General features: G+C 44.3%; 17 protein-coding genes and 1 pseudogene. 7 read left to right on the top strand and 11 right to left on the bottom strand.

The window, feature by feature from the left end:
* Window positions 1-7: 7 nt before the first annotated feature.
* Complete coding sequence (locus RAHAQ2_RS12980; protein WP_015697675.1) at window positions 8-1,012, bottom strand: TauD/TfdA family dioxygenase; 1,005 nt, start codon at window positions 1,010-1,012, stop codon at window positions 8-10.
* Between the two features lie 667 nt (window positions 1,013-1,679).
* Between RAHAQ2_RS12980 and RAHAQ2_RS12975 the strand changes: the two genes are divergently transcribed.
* The gene (locus RAHAQ2_RS12975) at window positions 1,680-2,738 is read left to right on the top strand and encodes a hypothetical protein (protein WP_015697674.1); all 1,059 of its coding nucleotides are present in this window, start codon (window positions 1,680-1,682) and stop codon (window positions 2,736-2,738) included.
* Between the two features lie 256 nt (window positions 2,739-2,994).
* Here the strand turns inward: RAHAQ2_RS12975 and RAHAQ2_RS12970 are convergent, their stop codons facing one another.
* Window positions 2,995-3,225, bottom strand: coding sequence for an ANR family transcriptional regulator (locus tag RAHAQ2_RS12970; RefSeq protein WP_015697673.1), 231 nt, complete (start codon window positions 3,223-3,225; stop codon window positions 2,995-2,997).
* Window positions 3,226-4,080: 855 nt separating this feature from the next.
* Between RAHAQ2_RS12970 and RAHAQ2_RS12965 the strand changes: the two genes are divergently transcribed.
* From RAHAQ2_RS12965 to RAHAQ2_RS12945, 4 genes are all read left to right on the top strand, one after another.
* Window positions 4,081-4,491 carry a hypothetical protein gene (locus RAHAQ2_RS12965; protein ID WP_015697671.1) on the top strand — a complete coding sequence of 137 codons (411 nt, stop codon included), beginning with the start codon at window positions 4,081-4,083 and terminating at the stop codon, window positions 4,489-4,491.
* A gap of 182 nt (window positions 4,492-4,673) precedes the next feature.
* Window positions 4,674-4,985: a barstar family protein gene (locus RAHAQ2_RS12960; protein ID WP_238532032.1), complete on the top strand. Its 312-nt coding sequence runs from the start codon at window positions 4,674-4,676 to the stop codon at window positions 4,983-4,985.
* An 89-nt stretch (window positions 4,986-5,074) separates the two neighbouring features.
* Window positions 5,075-6,195, top strand: a protein-coding gene (locus tag RAHAQ2_RS12950; RefSeq protein ID WP_119261136.1) for an IS3-like element ISRaq1 family transposase whose coding sequence is annotated in 2 segments (ribosomal slippage) — window positions 5,075-5,333 and window positions 5,333-6,195 — 1,122 coding nt in all. Because the reading frame shifts where the segments join, the coding sequence is not laid out codon by codon here.
* Between the two features lie 107 nt (window positions 6,196-6,302).
* Window positions 6,303-6,740, top strand: coding sequence for a VOC family protein (locus RAHAQ2_RS12945; protein WP_015697668.1), 438 nt, complete (start codon window positions 6,303-6,305; stop codon window positions 6,738-6,740).
* A gap of 88 nt (window positions 6,741-6,828) precedes the next feature.
* Here RAHAQ2_RS12945 and RAHAQ2_RS12940 read toward each other — a convergent pair whose 3' ends face one another.
* Window positions 6,829-8,067, bottom strand: coding sequence for an IS110 family RNA-guided transposase (locus RAHAQ2_RS12940; protein WP_015697667.1), 1,239 nt, complete (start codon window positions 8,065-8,067; stop codon window positions 6,829-6,831).
* A gap of 422 nt (window positions 8,068-8,489) precedes the next feature.
* A complete protein-coding gene (locus RAHAQ2_RS12935) occupies window positions 8,490-9,449 on the bottom strand; it encodes a hypothetical protein (RefSeq protein WP_015697666.1) in 960 nt (319 codons plus the stop codon).
* Between the two features lie 396 nt (window positions 9,450-9,845).
* Between RAHAQ2_RS12935 and RAHAQ2_RS12930 the strand changes: the two genes are divergently transcribed.
* Window positions 9,846-10,376 (top strand): GNAT family N-acetyltransferase, encoded by a 531-nt coding sequence (locus tag RAHAQ2_RS12930; RefSeq protein WP_015697665.1) that lies wholly within the window; start codon window positions 9,846-9,848, stop codon window positions 10,374-10,376.
* A pseudogene (locus RAHAQ2_RS12925) lies at window positions 10,376-10,593 on the top strand (DUF7661 family protein). Before RAHAQ2_RS12930 ends, RAHAQ2_RS12925 begins: the two are co-directional and overlap by 1 nt.
* A 160-nt stretch (window positions 10,594-10,753) precedes the next feature.
* Here RAHAQ2_RS12925 and RAHAQ2_RS12920 read toward each other — a convergent pair.
* The 7 genes from RAHAQ2_RS12920 to RAHAQ2_RS12890 form a co-directional block, all read right to left on the bottom strand.
* The gene (locus RAHAQ2_RS12920) at window positions 10,754-11,374 is read right to left on the bottom strand and encodes an HNH endonuclease family protein (protein WP_015697664.1); all 621 of its coding nucleotides are present in this window, start codon (window positions 11,372-11,374) and stop codon (window positions 10,754-10,756) included.
* On the bottom strand, window positions 11,358-12,854 hold the full coding sequence (locus tag RAHAQ2_RS12915) for an AAA family ATPase (RefSeq protein ID WP_015697663.1): 1,497 nt from the start codon (window positions 12,852-12,854) through the stop codon (window positions 11,358-11,360). The genes RAHAQ2_RS12920 and RAHAQ2_RS12915 overlap by 17 nt, the downstream gene beginning before the upstream one ends.
* 380 nt (window positions 12,855-13,234) lie before the next feature.
* On the bottom strand, window positions 13,235-13,522 hold the full coding sequence (locus tag RAHAQ2_RS12910; protein WP_015697662.1) for a hypothetical protein: 288 nt from the start codon (window positions 13,520-13,522) through the stop codon (window positions 13,235-13,237).
* A 107-nt stretch (window positions 13,523-13,629) separates the two neighbouring features.
* Window positions 13,630-14,376, bottom strand: coding sequence for a MobC family replication-relaxation protein (gene mobC / locus RAHAQ2_RS12905; RefSeq protein WP_037039693.1), 747 nt, complete (start codon window positions 14,374-14,376; stop codon window positions 13,630-13,632).
* Between the two features lie 11 nt (window positions 14,377-14,387).
* Window positions 14,388-16,262: a type IV secretory system conjugative DNA transfer family protein gene (locus tag RAHAQ2_RS12900; RefSeq protein ID WP_015697660.1), complete on the bottom strand. Its 1,875-nt coding sequence runs from the start codon at window positions 16,260-16,262 to the stop codon at window positions 14,388-14,390.
* Window positions 16,263-17,009: 747 nt separating this feature from the next.
* Window positions 17,010-17,315 (bottom strand): hypothetical protein, encoded by a 306-nt coding sequence (locus RAHAQ2_RS12895; RefSeq protein WP_015697659.1) that lies wholly within the window; start codon window positions 17,313-17,315, stop codon window positions 17,010-17,012.
* An 18-nt stretch (window positions 17,316-17,333) separates the two neighbouring features.
* The gene (locus RAHAQ2_RS12890; RefSeq protein ID WP_015697658.1) at window positions 17,334-17,636 is read right to left on the bottom strand and encodes a TrbM/KikA/MpfK family conjugal transfer protein; all 303 of its coding nucleotides are present in this window, start codon (window positions 17,634-17,636) and stop codon (window positions 17,334-17,336) included.
* Window position 17,637 lies beyond the last annotated feature (1 nt).

The following is a 17,637-nucleotide window of genomic DNA, read 5'->3' as shown; positions in this document are numbered from 1 at the left end:
GTTCACCTTAAATCGAGAAAATACGCTCTTCGACCTGGTTGAGATTGCGATGATTCCATAAATTTGCCGAAACAAAGACGCGCTGAACCCAACGTAATGGTGTCTCTTTTTCGTCATAAGAAGGCGTGAATTTATCGCGTGAATGCAAAGAAAAACGGTTGTCGATATACACCAGATCTCCAGGGCAAATATCGATGCAGGTAGCGTTCTCTTTCACCAGGTTGTAGAAACGGTCCAACGCAGCTTTAGCTCGCAGTGTGCTGGCCGAGATCATTCCAGGGTAAAAGACAGCACTAATATCTGGCAGCACATGGTTTTGTGAAATAAGTGGTACTAATTCCGTTTCTTCACGTCCCCCCTGCGTACACTGTCGCCACCGGTAAGGCAGCTTGATGCTATACAGCGGGCTGGTGAGTGTCGCAATGTCTTCACTGTCTAGCTGTGCGATGGCCAGGCGCGAGTCAGAAATGCGCGTCAGTGGGCTTTGCGGATCACTTCGCACTCCTGCCAGCAGCAAGCCCATCGGTGAAACATTGAATTGTTGCAGATGTTTCAACGCCGCATTTTCTATATGAAAATCCAATTCGACGTCAAATCCCAGCCCGGTATACTCTTTTTTGGCTTCACGCTTTGGAATCAAATTATTGATCAGCTCCTTACCTTCAAAATACATCGAATAGGGTTCACCGACCAGCAAGGATATGCCGACTAAAAGGTTTTCACTAATATTTCCTGATTTAGCGGATGGTGTGTATTGATTGGGACATGGAGAGAAAAAAATCTCATTATCTACAGGTACATTTTTTAAAATAAGATACGGTCTTGGTTTGATTGAAGCTCTTTGCTGACTTAATGCCGCATTAATTCTGCGTGGCAAGAACATTGTCATAGTCGAACGGATGGCATTTATATACGCATCACCCCCAGTGGGATCGTACGTGATTTTATCCAAAGCTAAAAATAATTCTTTTCTTTCTGCATCAGTTAATTGAAAGACGTTTTGATAATCCATTTTTCGAGATCCTTGTATAATAAGAATGTCATTAGAAAGGTCTAATGAAACAGTAAAGCTGTGAGTATTATATTATTTAAAAAAAATTATTTACCTGATTACTTATTTCATTTGTTGTTTAGTTGTAACAAAACTTGGACCCTTTTCAAAAAAAACTGGATGTAGTGCCTGTTAAAGGTCCTGTTGCAAACAGAGGGATGAGTAAGTTTATGTCTCAGTGACAAAGACTAACATTGTAGAAATTTTTCTTGTCAGGCGCACTCTCTCAGAAGATGGTCGAAATAAAATGACTTTGCCTGGCCTTTGCGTAGCACGTGCAGGCAACGGCAGCAACCGCATAGCCAACTTAATAATTAACCGGACCGTTAAAGTACATGATTAACGTTGGAGGTTTTGCATTTCCCAGGTGATCCCGGGAGAATAGCAGGTCGGTAACGCCTGAAAGCGTCCCGCTTTCCCGTCCTGACGACATCGGAAGAGTTAGACAAATTCATAATCATGAACTGCATCACTTTAGCTGATGCTATTTTGCTATCCCTCTGCCACCTAACGGTGCTGCTATTTAACACGGCGTTCCATTTTTCTTTTTTCAGGACGTTGGATGGCAGGAGGAACACATTAAATTCATCTGTGAATAAGCTAAATAAATAGGAATGTGAGGAAAGTTATGAATAAATTAACTAAAATAAAAGATCTTTATATTGGCGATGCTCCCTGGGGACTCGCTCTGGATCAACAAAGGCAGTTGGCTTATGTTTTTTCTGATGCATATATTGGCGGTTTTGACAATAAAATAACGTGTATTGGTTTCATTAATGGGGAATATAAAATATTAAATTCTAAAATCCTTGTAGAACCATCGGATTCGATGGCTGTTAACCCACGGTCTGGTTTACTATATTTTTCTTATGTAAGCGGTTCCGATTTTGATTATGGGGTGAGGATAATTGATCCAAATAATGATTACTTGAAGGTTGGATTCATATCGATCCCTTTACAAGAGGAAGTAGAGTACAACTCGATGTTTGAAAATATTATTTTTGACGAGGGAACGCAACAGTTATTTATTGCTACAGGTCCGCAGGCGACTGGAGGGCCTCTGGGATATCCTAAAGGTTCATTTAGCATCATACAATGCGATGCAAGACAAAATAAATATGTGCAGTCGGTTGATAATTATGTAAATGACAATACAGATTTATCTACTGACAATTCCGGATTGGGGATGTTTGGTTCGGAATTCATTTTTTTCGCTAATCCATCCTATGGTTCAATTACTACGTACAACATAAAAAACAACCAGGTTTTTTTATACAGAAATATTCAGGCAAATAACCGGTTGTATATCCCTTGGGATGTTGCCGTGGATTATGGAAATAAAAAGTTGTACGTTGCTATTCAGTCAAGTGATAGCGTTGGGTTGTGGCGGTTAGGGATTACCGATACGGGACTGGGTACAAAAGGTGAGTTTTTAAGACTCCCCTCTGAACTCGGCCAGTTTAATATAATTTTAGATGGTAAAAATAATTCTATTTTTGCTATTCCTGACAATGACCTTGAAGGCGATAAAAGGGGCAATCTTGTAATTTTTGACTTAGTGACATTGAGAAGTTATGTCACTGACATTAGCGCTCAGGCAGACTCCGTTGTCTTTGATGAAAAAAATAGGCGCCTCTATATTGCAGATGAAACAACAGGGTTTTTATCAATATTCTCGGTAGATTAAATAGGTTGCTGGGAGTTTGGAAATTATCCTACGTTAAGGCTTTTGAGCTTAACGTAGGATTTTATACTTAGTCTACTCACGGTCCTCATTACAGAGGCGGAGTCGTTTAAGGTGTTTGGCCATGCACAGACCATTCTGGCCCGCATTTGCACAGAGTCATATGTTACGCAAAGAACAGTATGGGGATCCAGGCCGGGGCGTAGTCTCTCCTGCGCAACAGGTTTATCTGTGGGTTAGCTAAAATTTAGGGATGGCGTCAGAGCAGTATGAGTCCTTGTACACAACATATTTCGCTGCGCCGCTCGGCCCAGACTCTATTATCTGGCTTTTTTGCCAGTTCCTGGGCTTTTAGCCATAGTTGAGCTGCCAGCATCCAGCTTTTTCGCCTTTCAGCGTCAGCGGCCAGCTCTGCTGCCGATTTGAAATTACTCTCAATATCGCCGTGTTTATTTAAAAAAATTTCCCATTCGCTCTGACTGATTTTCATTTTTCTCACCTTGGATTAGAAAAGGCCATGCCAACATGGGTGTTGGCATAGGATTCTTATGTTTTTAGTCAGACTGACAACGGGAGGGTTCTGAATGCAATATTTATATAATGAAAAATCCTTGTGTCTGCCCGTCATGGCGGCAAACTGGCTGTGCGCACTGGATTCTCAGTTCGCCCGTCTTACCCGTCGTACTGGATAAGACGGGCTTTAGCAGCCTCATCGGGCAGAGTCGGTCCTTTGTGATTCAGGTGCCGGTATCCTGTGGGCAGAGTGTGGCTGGCTCGACGATACACTCAAATCCTGCAAACGGGGCCTCATCTTCAGGCTCAATTTCTCGAAATACAAATCAAGCGACTCATCTGGAATTCGAGAGCGGTATGTAGTCTTGGAGCTAAGTGGTGATTCCCCTCCTTTTGGTATGCTAAGAATGCATCTAAAAGGGCGTAATAGTTGAGTAATACACTCTTTGCCATGAGGCGTGGCTGGTTGACTGAAAAAATCTGAACACCTTCTAACCCCGCAAACAGGAAATGCCGGGTTAGGAGAATTTGCATACACCCGCTTAGGAAAATGACGGTGTTAATGAGCAGCCTAGATAAAATCAAATGAGAATACGAAGAGTTTTCAAAAATACCGCTGATTCTGACGCGGCCGCTAAGCGGAATACTTATACTCTATGTATAAATTTTATCGGGAGACGTATTGGCTATTTCAGGAAAACATGTTGAAAAAGATGTATATCGACGTTAATTTGGTATGAGTAATGATCAGAAAAGAAGGTGGGGAGTGCATCACTTACGGGTGAGGCACCATCTATTAAATTGTTAGCATTCAATCGTGGAATGTTACAGTATGGAGTTAAAATTGAGAGACTTTAACAATGGCGGTGACATAAACGTTAGCGGGGATTTTAATGTAAATGATAATTCTAAAAGTGAGTTTAAACTCTATATTTATTGCACAAACGAAGAATTACTGGCTGACCGTCCCTTTAGAGCTGAAAACATCAAAATTGAACAACGAAAGAAAATCCAGCGCTTGAAGCCGTTCTATGCTCTTACCGTTTTGTTAGCTTTCGCTGCGGCTATCTGGGCTATGTACAACGGAAAGACTGATCTTATTACGATATTGATGGGAGCTGTTTCCGCATTTTTAGGTTATCAATCTTTGATTGCGACCATTGAACCAAATACGTTCCAAAAAGAAGAGCAGGCGGCAGTGAACGAAATAGGCAAAATATTAAAGCAGCGTCGAGTTGAGTGATTGACCTGCATCCCTTTGATTAACGCACTTTACTGTTCGTGACTTCCGCTTTTGGCACGAAGCAGACTGGCAAGCAGGGCGGTGTCCGCTGTGAGCGAACAGCGGAAGTTCGCAATTGTTAAAGCCGTTAAGGTGGAAATCACTTGCATTTTTGTGTGTTAATTAACGGGTAGAACGTCAAAGTGAGTGAACAGAAAATGAGTGTTAATGAATTTTATTTGGATGGAGCATGCGTCCTATCTGAAAAAGAATTTCATTCTATTATTTCTTTATCTTTAAACTTTGGACCTTACTATGGCAGAAATCTTGATGCATTGTGGGATCGCCTTAGCACTGATATTGAAAGACCAGTAAAAATAATATGGTTGAGTTCCGAGCTATCCAAGGTGGGTCTTGGCAATTATTTCGATAAAATTATCGAGGTTTTTGAGAGGGTAAAACTGCAAGATCTGAGTTTTAATTGGGAAGAGAAGTTCGATTATTTACTGAAATAACTCATGCCAACTGGACATTGACCTGCTCCCCGTTGATTAATACACCACGATGTTAGTAATGTCTTCATAAGCCACATGAGGACATCCCCATGAAGAAGCGTTTTTCCGACGAACAGATCATCAGTATCCTCCGCGAGGCTGAAGCCGGGGTTTCTGCCCGTGAGCTCTGCCGTAAGCACGCCATTTCCGACGCCACCTTTTACACCTGGCGTAAGAAGTATGGCGGTATGGAGGTGCCCGAGGTTAAGCGCCTGAAGTCGCTTGAGGAAGAGAACGCCAGGCTCAAGAAGCTGCTTGCCGAAGCCATGCTGGATAAGGAGGCGCTTCAGGTGGCTCTGGGGCGAAAGTACTGACGACAGACCAGAAGCGGGAAGCCGTGATGTTGATGTGTGATGCGACCGGTCTGTCGCAACGTCGTGCCTGCAGGCTTACAGGTTTGTCCCTGTCGACCTGCCGTTATGATGCTCAGCGTCCGGCTGCTGATGCACATTTATCAGGGCGTATTACTGAGCTGGCGCTTGAACGCAGACGTTTTGGTTATCGGCGTATCTGGCAGTTGCTGCGTAGGGAGGGCCTTCACGTCAATCACAAGCGGGTATACCGTATTTACCACCTTAATGGACTGAGCGTAAAACGCAGACGACGCCGTAAAGGGCTGGCGACCGAACGGTTTCCGCTTCTTCGCCCGGATGCGCCGAACCTTACATGGTCGATGGATTTCGTTATGGACGCACTGGTCAACGGTCGCAGGATCAAGTGCCTGACCTGTGTGGATGATTTCACGAAGGAGTGTCTGACGATCACCGCTGCTTTCGGTATTTCAGGCGTTCAGGTCACGCGTATTCTGGACAGCATCGCGTTGTTTCGGGGCTATCCGGCGACAATAAGAACCGATCAGGGCCCGGAATTTACCTGCCGCGCGCTCGATCAATGGGCCTTTGAGCATGGTGTGGAACTACGGCTTATCCAGCCAGGTAAGCCAACGCAGAACGGATTTATTGAGAGTTTTAACGGACGCTTTCGCGATGAGTGTCTGAACGAACACTGGTTCAGCGATATCGTTCACGCCAGGAAAACCATTAACGACTGGAGGCAGGATTATAACGAGTGTCGTCCACATTCGGCACTGAATTATCTGACGCCATCAGAGTTTGCAGCACGGTGGCGAAATGGAAAATGTGAAGGTAAACAAACCGACATTACTAACTGACGGTTGTATCTAATCCTGGGGGCAGGTCAGCGCATTTATCGTGTAGAAATAAAGCAGGCTTTCTATATAGTTGGATGATGAATTTTCAAAACTCAGCAGGTAATTGCATGATCTTAAGTGTTAATCACGTTGGTTTTTCAGTTAAAAACATTGAAGACTCATTATTATTTTGGACTCAGATTCTTGGAGGTAAATTATTACGTGAAGGAAAAATGTCTGGACCTATAATCGATGAGGTAACAGGTGCAAGGGGAGCTGATGTACGAATGGCTTTGCTTGAACTGGCTGATATTCAAATTGAATTACTACAATACAATAACATTGAGCAGCCAGAAGAACCTTCAGCGCCCTATATCCCAGGCTACGCTCACCTTGCTTTTATAGTTGAGGATCTTGATACGCTCTTGGGCAAAGTATCGGACTACGGCTGGAAGACGCCGGGTAAACCTCAGACAGTGTTGTCAGGCCCCATGCAGGGAACCAGAGTAATATATTTACAAAGCCCTGATGGTCAGACGCTTGAATTGATGGAACGCAGTCAATGAGGCCCACATATTATGACCTGTTATCCTCTAATTAAAACAGTGATATTTGCAAAGTCCGCTTCACGCCCTGAGACATTCGACAAGCTTTCTACAGCATTAGTAAAGGCGATTTTCGCGCTTCCAGTGCCAGCAAATATTTCGCTTCGTCATAACGGGTTCTGGTCTTCCAGCAGCGGTAAATAATCCTTATCCATTTGAATGCCAGAGCCCGGATCGCTGATTGATGAGATTTTCCTTTTTCTCGCATCCTCTGATAATACAGCTTGGCCCAGTATGATGAGTTAACCGTTTTGGCGGCCCATTCGACAAAGGTTTGCCTGACGAACTTGGCACACTGCCATCGCCAGTGAACCCAGGATTTCTGGCCACTTCGTTCAGTCACCGGTGCAATACCTGCGTAGTTTTGAATTTCCTCAGCGCTGTTGAAGCGGTCGCGGTTATCACCCAGTGCGGCAAGCATACGTGGGCCCATACACGGCCCCATGCCCGGTAGTGATTTGAACAGCTCTGCATCCGGAAGCTTATCGAATAACGATTCGATTCGTTCGTCGTAGGTTCTGATAAGTTCACCTACAAGTTTGATTTGTGATGCAAGAGCTGTTGCCATTAGCGCGTTCGCCTCGATGACACTTTTATCAGTGGTCAAGGGAATCGCGTTGGCAATGCTTGTGACCCGCTGTTCTGTATACGCAACAGCGGGACCACCTCTTGCGTTCATAAAATGACGGACGGTATCACTCCGGGCACGTTTGAGCTGTTGCAGGCTTGGCCAGCGGATTATGAGCTCACAGAACAATGAACTGTCCCGATGCGAGAACCATTCCAGGGGTTGAGGATAATACTGCTTAAGCGTGTTAATGAGCCGATTAACAAAGCGGCGTTTGTCTTCTACCAGCAGCCTACGCTGCTCGACTAGTTGTAGAAGTAAACGGATATCAGCATTGTCGGATTCGATGGCTTTTATCTTTTGGGGATAGCGAAGCATCAGATCTAACGCCAACTCGGCATCCTGAGGATCATCCTTCGCACCACTTGGCCAGAAGGTCTGCCGATAGCGGGCCAATGATAACGCGTGTACAGGAAAGACAGTAATAAAGGGGTATTTCTGGAGAGCATATACTACCGGACCTTTCTTCAGTTCAAGGGCGATAGCGATCCTGCCTTTGACCTTCTGGTGCAACTCATTGAGCCAGGTATCAAGCGCTTCCGGCGTATGGTTAATCACATGGAATGTGCGCTCACCGTTTTTAAACTGAACGCAGACATCGTGCTTTTTATCCGCCCAGTCCAAACCAACATGAGCAGCAAACTGATCTATAGCAGTCATCACCAACTCCTTTTAACCGGGGATTGGTATGCATTCCACGCCCTTCGAAAGAAATATAGTCAGCAGTTTATCTGCATGCCCTGAGTATTCGTTAGCGAACGTGGAGCACTTACTGGCTCGAAAGCAAAGCGGCAATCATCAAATCACATGATTCTGGCACAATATTCGTAACCAGTAAGCGCATACCCTGAATCACTTAAAAGTGTAACCCTCAGGGTTCGAATGACTATATTTGGCACGTAGCGGACTGCCCGAAGCGTGGCGAGGTCTGCTATGAGCGAAAGGCGGACGTAGCCACACTGTCTTCCAAGACTAATCCATTAAAAAATATGTTTATATTAATTAGTGGCTGTTTGTAGCTCATAATTCTTCCATGGCTTTATGGTGGTGTTCTTATAAACTTAGAACGTGTAATGTTTTAATTAAAAAGGATCCTCACCATTTAACCATTTATTTATGTTTTTAAAAAACAATGTGTCAAATCTCGGAAATTCAAAATCGGCGCCTAATTTACTTAGATGTCGCTTTGAATTTTTAGCAGATCGGTTACTAAGATAGATTTTCTGCATTCTTAAGTATCTCTCTACGTGTTCTGAAGTTTTTAGTCTTTCATGAATACTATTTACAGCTATTCTGGGGTCAGGCAAAACTGGGAATAAAATGTTCTTTTTAATAATTTTCAACTCGACTGAACGAAGGGCTTCCATTACGTCAGGATCTGAACTTATTGAGAGTGTATTCATCCCTAGTTGACCTAGGTAATCATCAACAACTGGCTTTGCTTTGTATGCAAAATAATCCAAAACGAGTTCATGTATATGCGAGGCAGTATCTGTCCATTCAACAACGATAGAATTTAACTCGATAGGATGAGGGGAGTCAATCTCGCCTTTAATCTTCTTTTTTATTTTAATATCCTTACCAAGTTCTTGCTTATTTATAAATATATAGCTCATACCTTCGAAATTAGAAAAAATATCCATGGGTATTATGTTAGCGTGCTGGCAATAATTTCTTAAAGCCTCGAACATACGATAATTAAAATCATTATCATAATGATAAGCAGCGACAGTCTTAAAACGCCGGTACATTTTAGGCTCTGTTTTTTTATATTCCCGTTCCAAAATGTCAATGAAGAATTTATGGGAATTCAAAAGGTTTAACAAAGAGTTCTGCACTCTAACTTTTTTATCTAAAATGTTGGTTTTATCGGTTTTGAAATTTAAATCTTGTAAATCTGACAAGTCACAGATAAGTTTTTCATGATTCTGTCGTATTGAAATTAATAAGGAGTAGAAAAACAAATAACTTGCAATGTACTTATACTTTTCATTTGACTCTAAAATCCTTATATTGCAGGCTAAATTAAGTTCGGGATTCATTGAATGATTCCTTTAGCTTTGAATGAAGATAAAATCATAATGGTTGGCTCATGTTATTTAAACTTATAATTTACTTTGATAATATGCTAAACCTGATATTACATCTAAAAAACAGATGTTTTCAAGGTTTCTTAGAAAAAATATTAATTTAAATAATTGGTTTAAAGAGATAATTTAAACATTTTCCCAAGGAGCATCTTTGCTTGTCCGCTCATGGCATGAGCGGACAAGCAAACTAAGCCCAAAGTCAGCTGAGAGCGAACAGCAGACGTTTACTGAGGACTACTAAATATTTTCATCATTTTAAGCATAACATCCCTGTTGTGAATCTGAAGGGTTTTGGTTATAAAAACAGCAAGATAACTCATTGAATGAATCAAAAACTCAGGAGACATTTTGCCGATAACTACCTCTCGACTGCATCTTCGCCCTGTAATCAACTCAGACGGAGATGATCTTTTCAGAATTTATGGCGACCCTGCCACAAATACGTTTAATCCTGCAGGACCGTATCCTGATATTGATTATGCTCGTGATGTCTTGGCTCGATGGCTTAAACACTGGGAAGATTACGGTTTCGGAAACTGGGCTATCTCGTTAAAAGAGAATCCTGAAAGGATTATCGGTTTTGGCGGGCTAAACATCCGCAGTTATGCCGATATTTCTATCAATAACTTGGGATATCGTTTCTCCACTGAGTCATGGGGAAAAGGCCTGGCGACAGAGTTTGCTAACTATGCGGTCAGCTATGGGTTTAATGAGCTCAAACTGCCTGATATATCTGCCACAGTAAGAGCAAATCACCTGGCGTCACAGAAAGTCCTAACGAATGCCGGACTAAGGTATGTACGTGACATTCATGATGTGGAAAATGCTCCAGCCAGCATGCTGTTTACACTGACCCATGCCGAATGGCACAAACAATAATGTTGATTTACAACGTATTGGGACGACACATTGGGATCAAGCGCGAAGATGATCGCTACTGATATTTCGCGCAGACCTGACAGAGCGAAAACTTTCCCGACTTTACAATATTACTATTCCGGACAGTATGGCAGAAGACGAGATCATTGGCTGGCTGGGCGATATTTTCCATGAAGCAGCAACAGAGCGTCATCCTGATGTGATACGTGTTGAATAACAATCTGTCAGGCTCACCCCCTAATACAACCGTTTTACCATAAGTCCTTCAACTTCCGCTCATGGCACGAAGCAGACTGGCAAGCAGGGCGGTGTCCGCTGTGAGCGAAGAGCGGACATCAATGTTGGCTAACTAATACTATTAGCCTGAACTTCATATGTTACTCACGGCCAGTCGCTTTATTTAGAAGAATTTGGAAGTGATGAGGGAGTTTATTTATCTTGCGATAATAAACTAGTTCTTGTGCACGAAGTACTGTTAATCCATCTTCATAAAGCTTGAGTTGATTGACCGTCCAAATACCTTCTGGAGTAATTCCTTCAACAACAACCCCTGGTTCATTTCCTTCTTTTTCACGGAATCGAATGTGTTTTTCGGTGTCGTGAAGGTACGGATGTACTATAAAAAACTCCATGTCATCATAAGCTGCTTTTTCTGTTTTAACGGTATCAAGGTCGCATTTAACAGCGAAACCATTACAGTATTCGCATACGACAACCAGATTTTTCGCATGAAATGTCCATTTTGGATAAAGCTTCTTCGGAGCAATGTGATCTCTATGAGCAGTTCTTCTGCCAGTTGCGCCAACAGGAAGCGTGCACCAGGCACATCTGTTATCTTGCTCCTTTAACCCATGTGTCATGATTTCATTTCTGAAGTTTTTAATAGCATTAGTTCTTGAAGTATCCCATTTTATTGGGCGTTCAACTTCGGGAATATCATCCAGTTTTCTCTGAACGGCAGGGTCGATAGTTGCAGGGTTATTAATTTTTAGCATCATTAACCCCTTCCAAAGATTTATCTATAATATTTAATATTTCATTAAAAGCTGGATTATCATCTGCCGAAACTCTATTAAGCCGTCTTCTAATTTCTTTAAGTTTAACAAAATTCATATTTTCTGGTTCGGAAAGAATTTGAAGGGCCTCGGAGAGATCATGCTCAACGTAGAAATTTGTCGCAGCACCAACACCAAATACCCTATAGAGAATGTTATCGGGAGTCCTACCATAAACATCCCCATCAAATCTATCAAACTGAATCTGCCCCACATCATTGTTACTTGCTATAATAAGCGATGAAGACTCATCCACATCCGAAACTAAAAAATGCGAGTGAGTTGCAATTAAAACATGTGCCGACTTTAGATGTTTCATTGCTTTCATTAGTGTGGGTATATATTTTATCTGCCATGAGGGATGTAAACTCACTTCGGGTTCATCAATAGCAATTACACATCTTTCTGTAGCGAATTCAAACAAGCGTGCCACTGTACCAATGACACAGCGTTCTCCTGAGCTTAGATCAGAAAATGCTTTTTTTTCCCCATTCTTGCTGACAATTAGGCGTATTTCGTCAGAGATTCGAAGTTTGCGTATAATTTCCACCCCTAGATCCCAAGATATGCTATCGATCTTGCTATCATCTATTAGCAAATTGAGGGGAAGTATGTAGTTTTTTCTCTTGCCTTTGGAGTCTAGGTTTTCCTCCCCTAACTCTTTACAAATTTTACCAAAAATGCTTAAGAACATAGTAATGCTTGATTCTGTTATCGAAGCATCAACGGTTTCCTGTAAATGATTAATATAGTCTTCCACGCTTCGATATTGAATGCGTCTGGATATGCTATTGAGGTCTTTAATTTCGCCCATGTGGAATACATCAGTATTCAAACCCCGAAATTCAATTTCGAAATCACCTCCAACATTAAGCACTTTCAACCATTCCTCAAGTGCCTGATGATAACTACTACATTGAGATTGATTAAGAAGACTTGATATTACTTTTGCTTCAAGAGCACCTGTAGTTACCATATTTGTCGCTTGCCGCAACCCTAAATACCGATAAAATAAATTATCATCATTGCGAGAAAATCTAAATTTATCTGTCGGTAAATGTGCTACAGCTAATGCATGCTTTGGGAATGAATCTCGGTCTATATCGATGGTAACTTCATTTTTTAAAGCGGTAAGAACTAATCCATCCCGCATAATTTTAAATATATCCCCGCCATATCTAAATTCAATTTCTGCTTGTTTAGGATGGCGTAATTTCTTAAAGTTATCTTTAGATGAGGTTAACAGAAGGTACATCACCTCCAACTCATCTACTAAACTCGCGATTGCTGAACTTTTTCCGGATCCATTCGGTCCGATTATAACTGAAACTTTTGGTCCTGACTTACCGTCGGCCACATCATGCAGAGGTAACATTATTCTATCTGATGTGTATGACACTATGTAGAAAGGTGTTAATTCCAAAATAAAACTCCCTTATATTTTTTTGTGGAACTCAAACAATTTCTAACTAGCTGGTTAATATAATTAAGTAATAATGCTACGCAAAACTGTACCATTTAGAGGGTTGGCTGACTATGTTTATACAATCGATTGGGCATGCCTGTCTCTAAGTTTATTGCGGGATGTGCAAAGCGAAATTCGCTTCTGGCACCGAACGGTCCGATGATAATCAGCGGCAAAAGCTAATCGAAGCTCATCCATTCCTCCTCAGCTTCAAGCATTATGATCTACTACCCCGTTGTTCCACACAGACTGTTGTTAGCAACTTCCGCTCATGGCACAAAGCTGCCTGTCAGATTAGGTTTGGCCCTGTGTCGTAGTTGTGTCAGGTCAAGTCTGAGTTAATACAAATTATCAGTATCTTTCTGAAGCGTCTGCAGCCGCTGTTCCAAACTATCCAGTTTTTCTTCGAGGCCATGACTCTGCTGCTCAATATCTTCCAGTGTTTCTGACAGAACATCACGCAGCAGCACAAAATTTGCGTGAAGGGCATAGACAAAATCATTGCCGCGAACCAGTAATACTTCACGTGGCACGCCCTTTAACGCGGAATGCGTCATCCATGTCACCAGCGCTTTTGCGCTCATTTCGGTTAGTACGTCCGAAAGTCTGTCAGTTTCTCTGTTCATTCTGGACTCCTGTCTGTTCTGATGATGGGGGAATATTTCGGTAGGGCATTACTTCCGGTCGTTGCGCTGCTGGTGGGCTGGTTGGGGCAGTTGGTGATACAGAACAACTATATGCAGTTGCCTAAATCCAGCCGTTGCAACTCGTCGAGCGTGTAGATGCGGAAGACATTTCGGTGGCGGGTTTCCAGCGGGATGTGCTGATGGTTAACGATGACGTGCCTGATGTTGTCAAAGAGCCGTTCAAGACCGCGTTTTTTCTGCGGGTCCGGCACGATATAAAAAACGTAAATCCAGTCTTTACGGGTCCGGGCCAGTAAATGGCTGGCGATAATCGACTGATAACGGGCTCTGGTTTTCATGCGACGCTCGGTCTCAATGGCGATCACGGTGCCGCCGGGCAGGGTAATCAGCCCGTCAGGGCGGTGACTGGTCTGATAACGGCTTAGGAAGGTTGTGCGGTCGCCGTTTATCCACCCGGATGCGCCTTTTTGCTCAAGGATGATCCGGGCCGCCTGATTATCAAGGTGATGCTCCAGCGTCCAGCCGGTGATTTTTGAAGGCTCAAACCGCGCCGGGAAAAGCGCATCGTCGGGGGTCAACACGACGGCTATCCCGTCACTGGTTATTCCCCACAATGAAATTTTCATCGTGCGCGATACTAGGACGTGCTTTTGTATTAAGCCCATGCCTTCGACTTTTGAAAGCAGGGAATACAGCGATTTATGATCTCTGAAGCCAAACAGCAGCATCAGCGTTTTAAAATCACTGTACGTTTCTTCTTTCAGGAAATTCAGCAGTCGTTGTATTTTTTCGCGGTGTCGCGTCTGGCGTTCGCTATATGCGGTGATCAGCATCATTCCCCCTACTAAAAATCCAGTAATGACGGGTTTTCCTCTTTACCGGTATTCTGTGTTGTCGTGTCTTTTTTGTCCGCCCCATCAAAAAAAAGATCGGGCCGCGTTGTGGTGATATCCGGTGTTGATGCGGGTCCGGGGGAAGTTTCCTCCTCGTTAAAATCCAGGGTGATGTTTACCGTTGCGGCGCTGGCGGCAATCGCGGGCGACACGGCGCAGATCTCCAGTGCGCGTTTTTTCACCCTGATGGGGGAAATCAGTGAGGCGGAGGGAAGTGTTCTCGTCGTAAAGATAAAGCTGACAAAATCGGGGAGGTTCAGGATCATATTGCTGTCGGTAAAGAAACGTTCGGCCTGCCTGATGGTGCGTTCACTGTCGATAGTCTCTGTCAGCACGGCGTCGATTTTCGCTTTGCGGACCTCATCATCGACTAATATAGTACCCGACATTCTGGCCACCCATTCAGCGGTGTCCGGATCCATGACACGATAAACCAGTTTGAATTTGGCGTTTTCAACGACAGCGCCGACAACGGCGTCACCTTTCAAATCTGCCGGGCAGTCTTTTAAATCGGCAATCGACTGATGGTCCATAATAATATGCACGCCTTTATCGCGTGCCGCGCCTAAGCCTTCTAGCGCCGGTCTGGATAAATGGTATTTCAGCTCGGAAAGATAAATAGCAATGGGGCGGGGGACGTCTTTCACCCGCTCGCGCCTTTCTGCCAGCTGGTACAGGCGAACCAGCAGCATGCGCTGAGCGGTAATGATTTTGCTGTTGCGCATTGAGCCAATCACATAACAGCAACCCCCTTCATCAAATATCCTATTAAGCGAAAATCCGGTGGGGGCATTAATGGCATTGAGTAGGGCCAGCTCTTCAATTTTCCCGAAGAAGGCTTTTATCTTATCTGCAATACCCTGAACGTAGTCGCCGTTATAAACATCCCGAATGGTTGAGGCAGTATTACGGGTGACAAACTGCGCGGCTATCCGGGCCGCTTTCCGGTCGTCAATGCGATAAAAGTCAGATTCCTGACCTTTTTCCGCCAGGCTGAAACCGGCAACAAAAAGCTCTTCCAGCTCATCGGCGGTGATTTCTTCAATCAGATTTAACTGGTATGCCTGTTTCCTCAGGTCAATTAAGGCAAAGGGCTTCCCGGCATCTTCACAGGCTTTTCGGTAAAGGTGCGGAGCCCATTCATCATCCTTGGGGTCCATCACAAATACGCCTTCACCGGCCAGAATACTTTGATAAAGTAATATCCCGGTGGCAACCCCTTTGCCGGCCCCGGTGGTGCCGATAATATCCGCGTGTTGTTTTTGCCAGTCTTTTAACGGCAAATACATCGGATGAATATCGCGGTCAATGCCGATAAATAACCCTTTGTTCAGGTCGATATAATCCAGCGGGTCATAATGCAGTGTTTCCGGCAGCAGTGATTTCACCGTGCGGATATCGGTGCGCAATTCCCGTTCAAGCGTTGTCTTTATGACGAGGCGTTTCTTTATTTTGTCTAATTCAGGGGTTAATACCCTGCGCAGCAGAATATGCAAAATAAAACCCGTTACGGTAAAGGCAATCAGCACCGGCCATGCCAGAACGGGAATGCTGGCGACTACACGGCCTTTATAAAGCCACTGGAAAATCCAGATAACAACCGGGGCCATCGTACCGGAAAGAAAACACAGCATGGAAAAAGCCATAATCAACTTTTGCCACAACGGGGCTTTTTGCCGTTCATCGCTTTTCATCGATGCGAAAAACGGCATCGTCAACCCCGATAACAGCGCCAGCATCAGCTGATGCTGTTGCATAAAAGCAATGAAGCTCAGCGCGCCATTCACTATCGGCGACAGTGAAACGGCCAGCTTATTCAAAATCACGATGCCTCCTTCGTCAGCCGTTCGCCCCACGACATCGCCCCATCAATTCGCCCAACGGTGTTGGGCGAAAAGGCGGGGCGAGCGTATGGGGTAAAGAAGGTGGCCGCGTTGCGGCCATATGCAGGGAAGCATGCTTTCCTGCATTAAACGGCGTGCGCCACTACATGCGGGCTGGACGCCCTTATTGCCTGTCGCATGGGGGTAATGTCGCGGCTGGACGCCGTGCCAAAACCCCCAACGTCAACGGCGACACACCGTCGCCCGCTACGCGCGACCACCCCCTTTAAGACGGTCGCTTTAGCCTTTTTATTCCCTTTGCTCGTTCCTCGCAGCGGGAATAAAAGGGAAGCTGACCTTTAAAGAGGGTGGTCGCGCCACGCTACCGGCTTTTGGCCGGAGACTTAGCCGCGACGGTGTGCGGGGCTATGCCCCCCAAATAAACCGCTGTCGTGGGCGACAGCTTTTCGCTCGCTGGGGCGGCGAAATTTATTCGGCTCCCCCCGGCCGGCAAAATCCGCGTGGGCGCGGCTGTTTGCCGGTGAGGCGCGGCGCCTGAACTATTTTCGCTCCTTAACCCGCGAAAATAATTCTGTCCGCTGCCTCATTTTTACGGCCCGCATTTTTCACTCCTTAATTCGCGAAAAATGTGCCGGGCCGTAAAAACCTGAAAACCGCCACTCCTTAAGCCGGACTCGGCTAAAATATTTTGGCACTATAGGAGACCTGCGAATAAAACTAAGGCAGGGATTAATAGTGGCTCTCACGGATTTCCCTGATGATGTCGGAATAACACTGACGACTTTCTTTAATGCTGGTTTCATCCAGCGTAAATCCACGTAGGTTAGCTTCTTCTGTCAGCGTTACTCTGTCGGTAGCGTTCAGCGTTTGCAGTAATTGCAATAACCGGCATATAACCCGGTAGTGATAAATTTCATAATAAATGCCGCATCCACGCATCGCCTCATTTTCAATGTACTCAATAACGCAGGCTGCGCGCATGGAATCCCCACGCTGATGTGTCCAGGGATGCTGAATAAAACCCGGTTTGGTCATAAAGATAACCTCCGCTAATTAACCATGCACGCGGCCGAATTTATTGATAATCTGGCTGATAATTGCCGGGGCTGCCGAGTCACATTCAAGTAAAAATGATTTTCTGGCATCGGCGGTATGGTCCGGCAGAAAACCGTGCTTGTTCTTTTTGACGATATTAAAGAATGTGCGTTCAGCAGAATGGCATTCATTGCCGCCGCCGTTACCGGTGGCTTTACCGTACATGCATAACACCACTTCACAGGCGTCAGCGGCCATGACGGAAGTTGAATATGACGCCATGGCGCTGAGTAATAATGCGGAGGGTATTACTTTTTTCATT

The organism is Rahnella aquatilis CIP 78.65 = ATCC 33071, assembly GCF_000241955.1.
GTDB classification, from domain to species: Bacteria; Pseudomonadota; Gammaproteobacteria; order Enterobacterales; family Enterobacteriaceae; genus Rahnella; species Rahnella aquatilis.
Note: the sequence above shows the minus strand (reverse complement) of the source record. Positions and strands in the feature narration are given on the sequence as shown.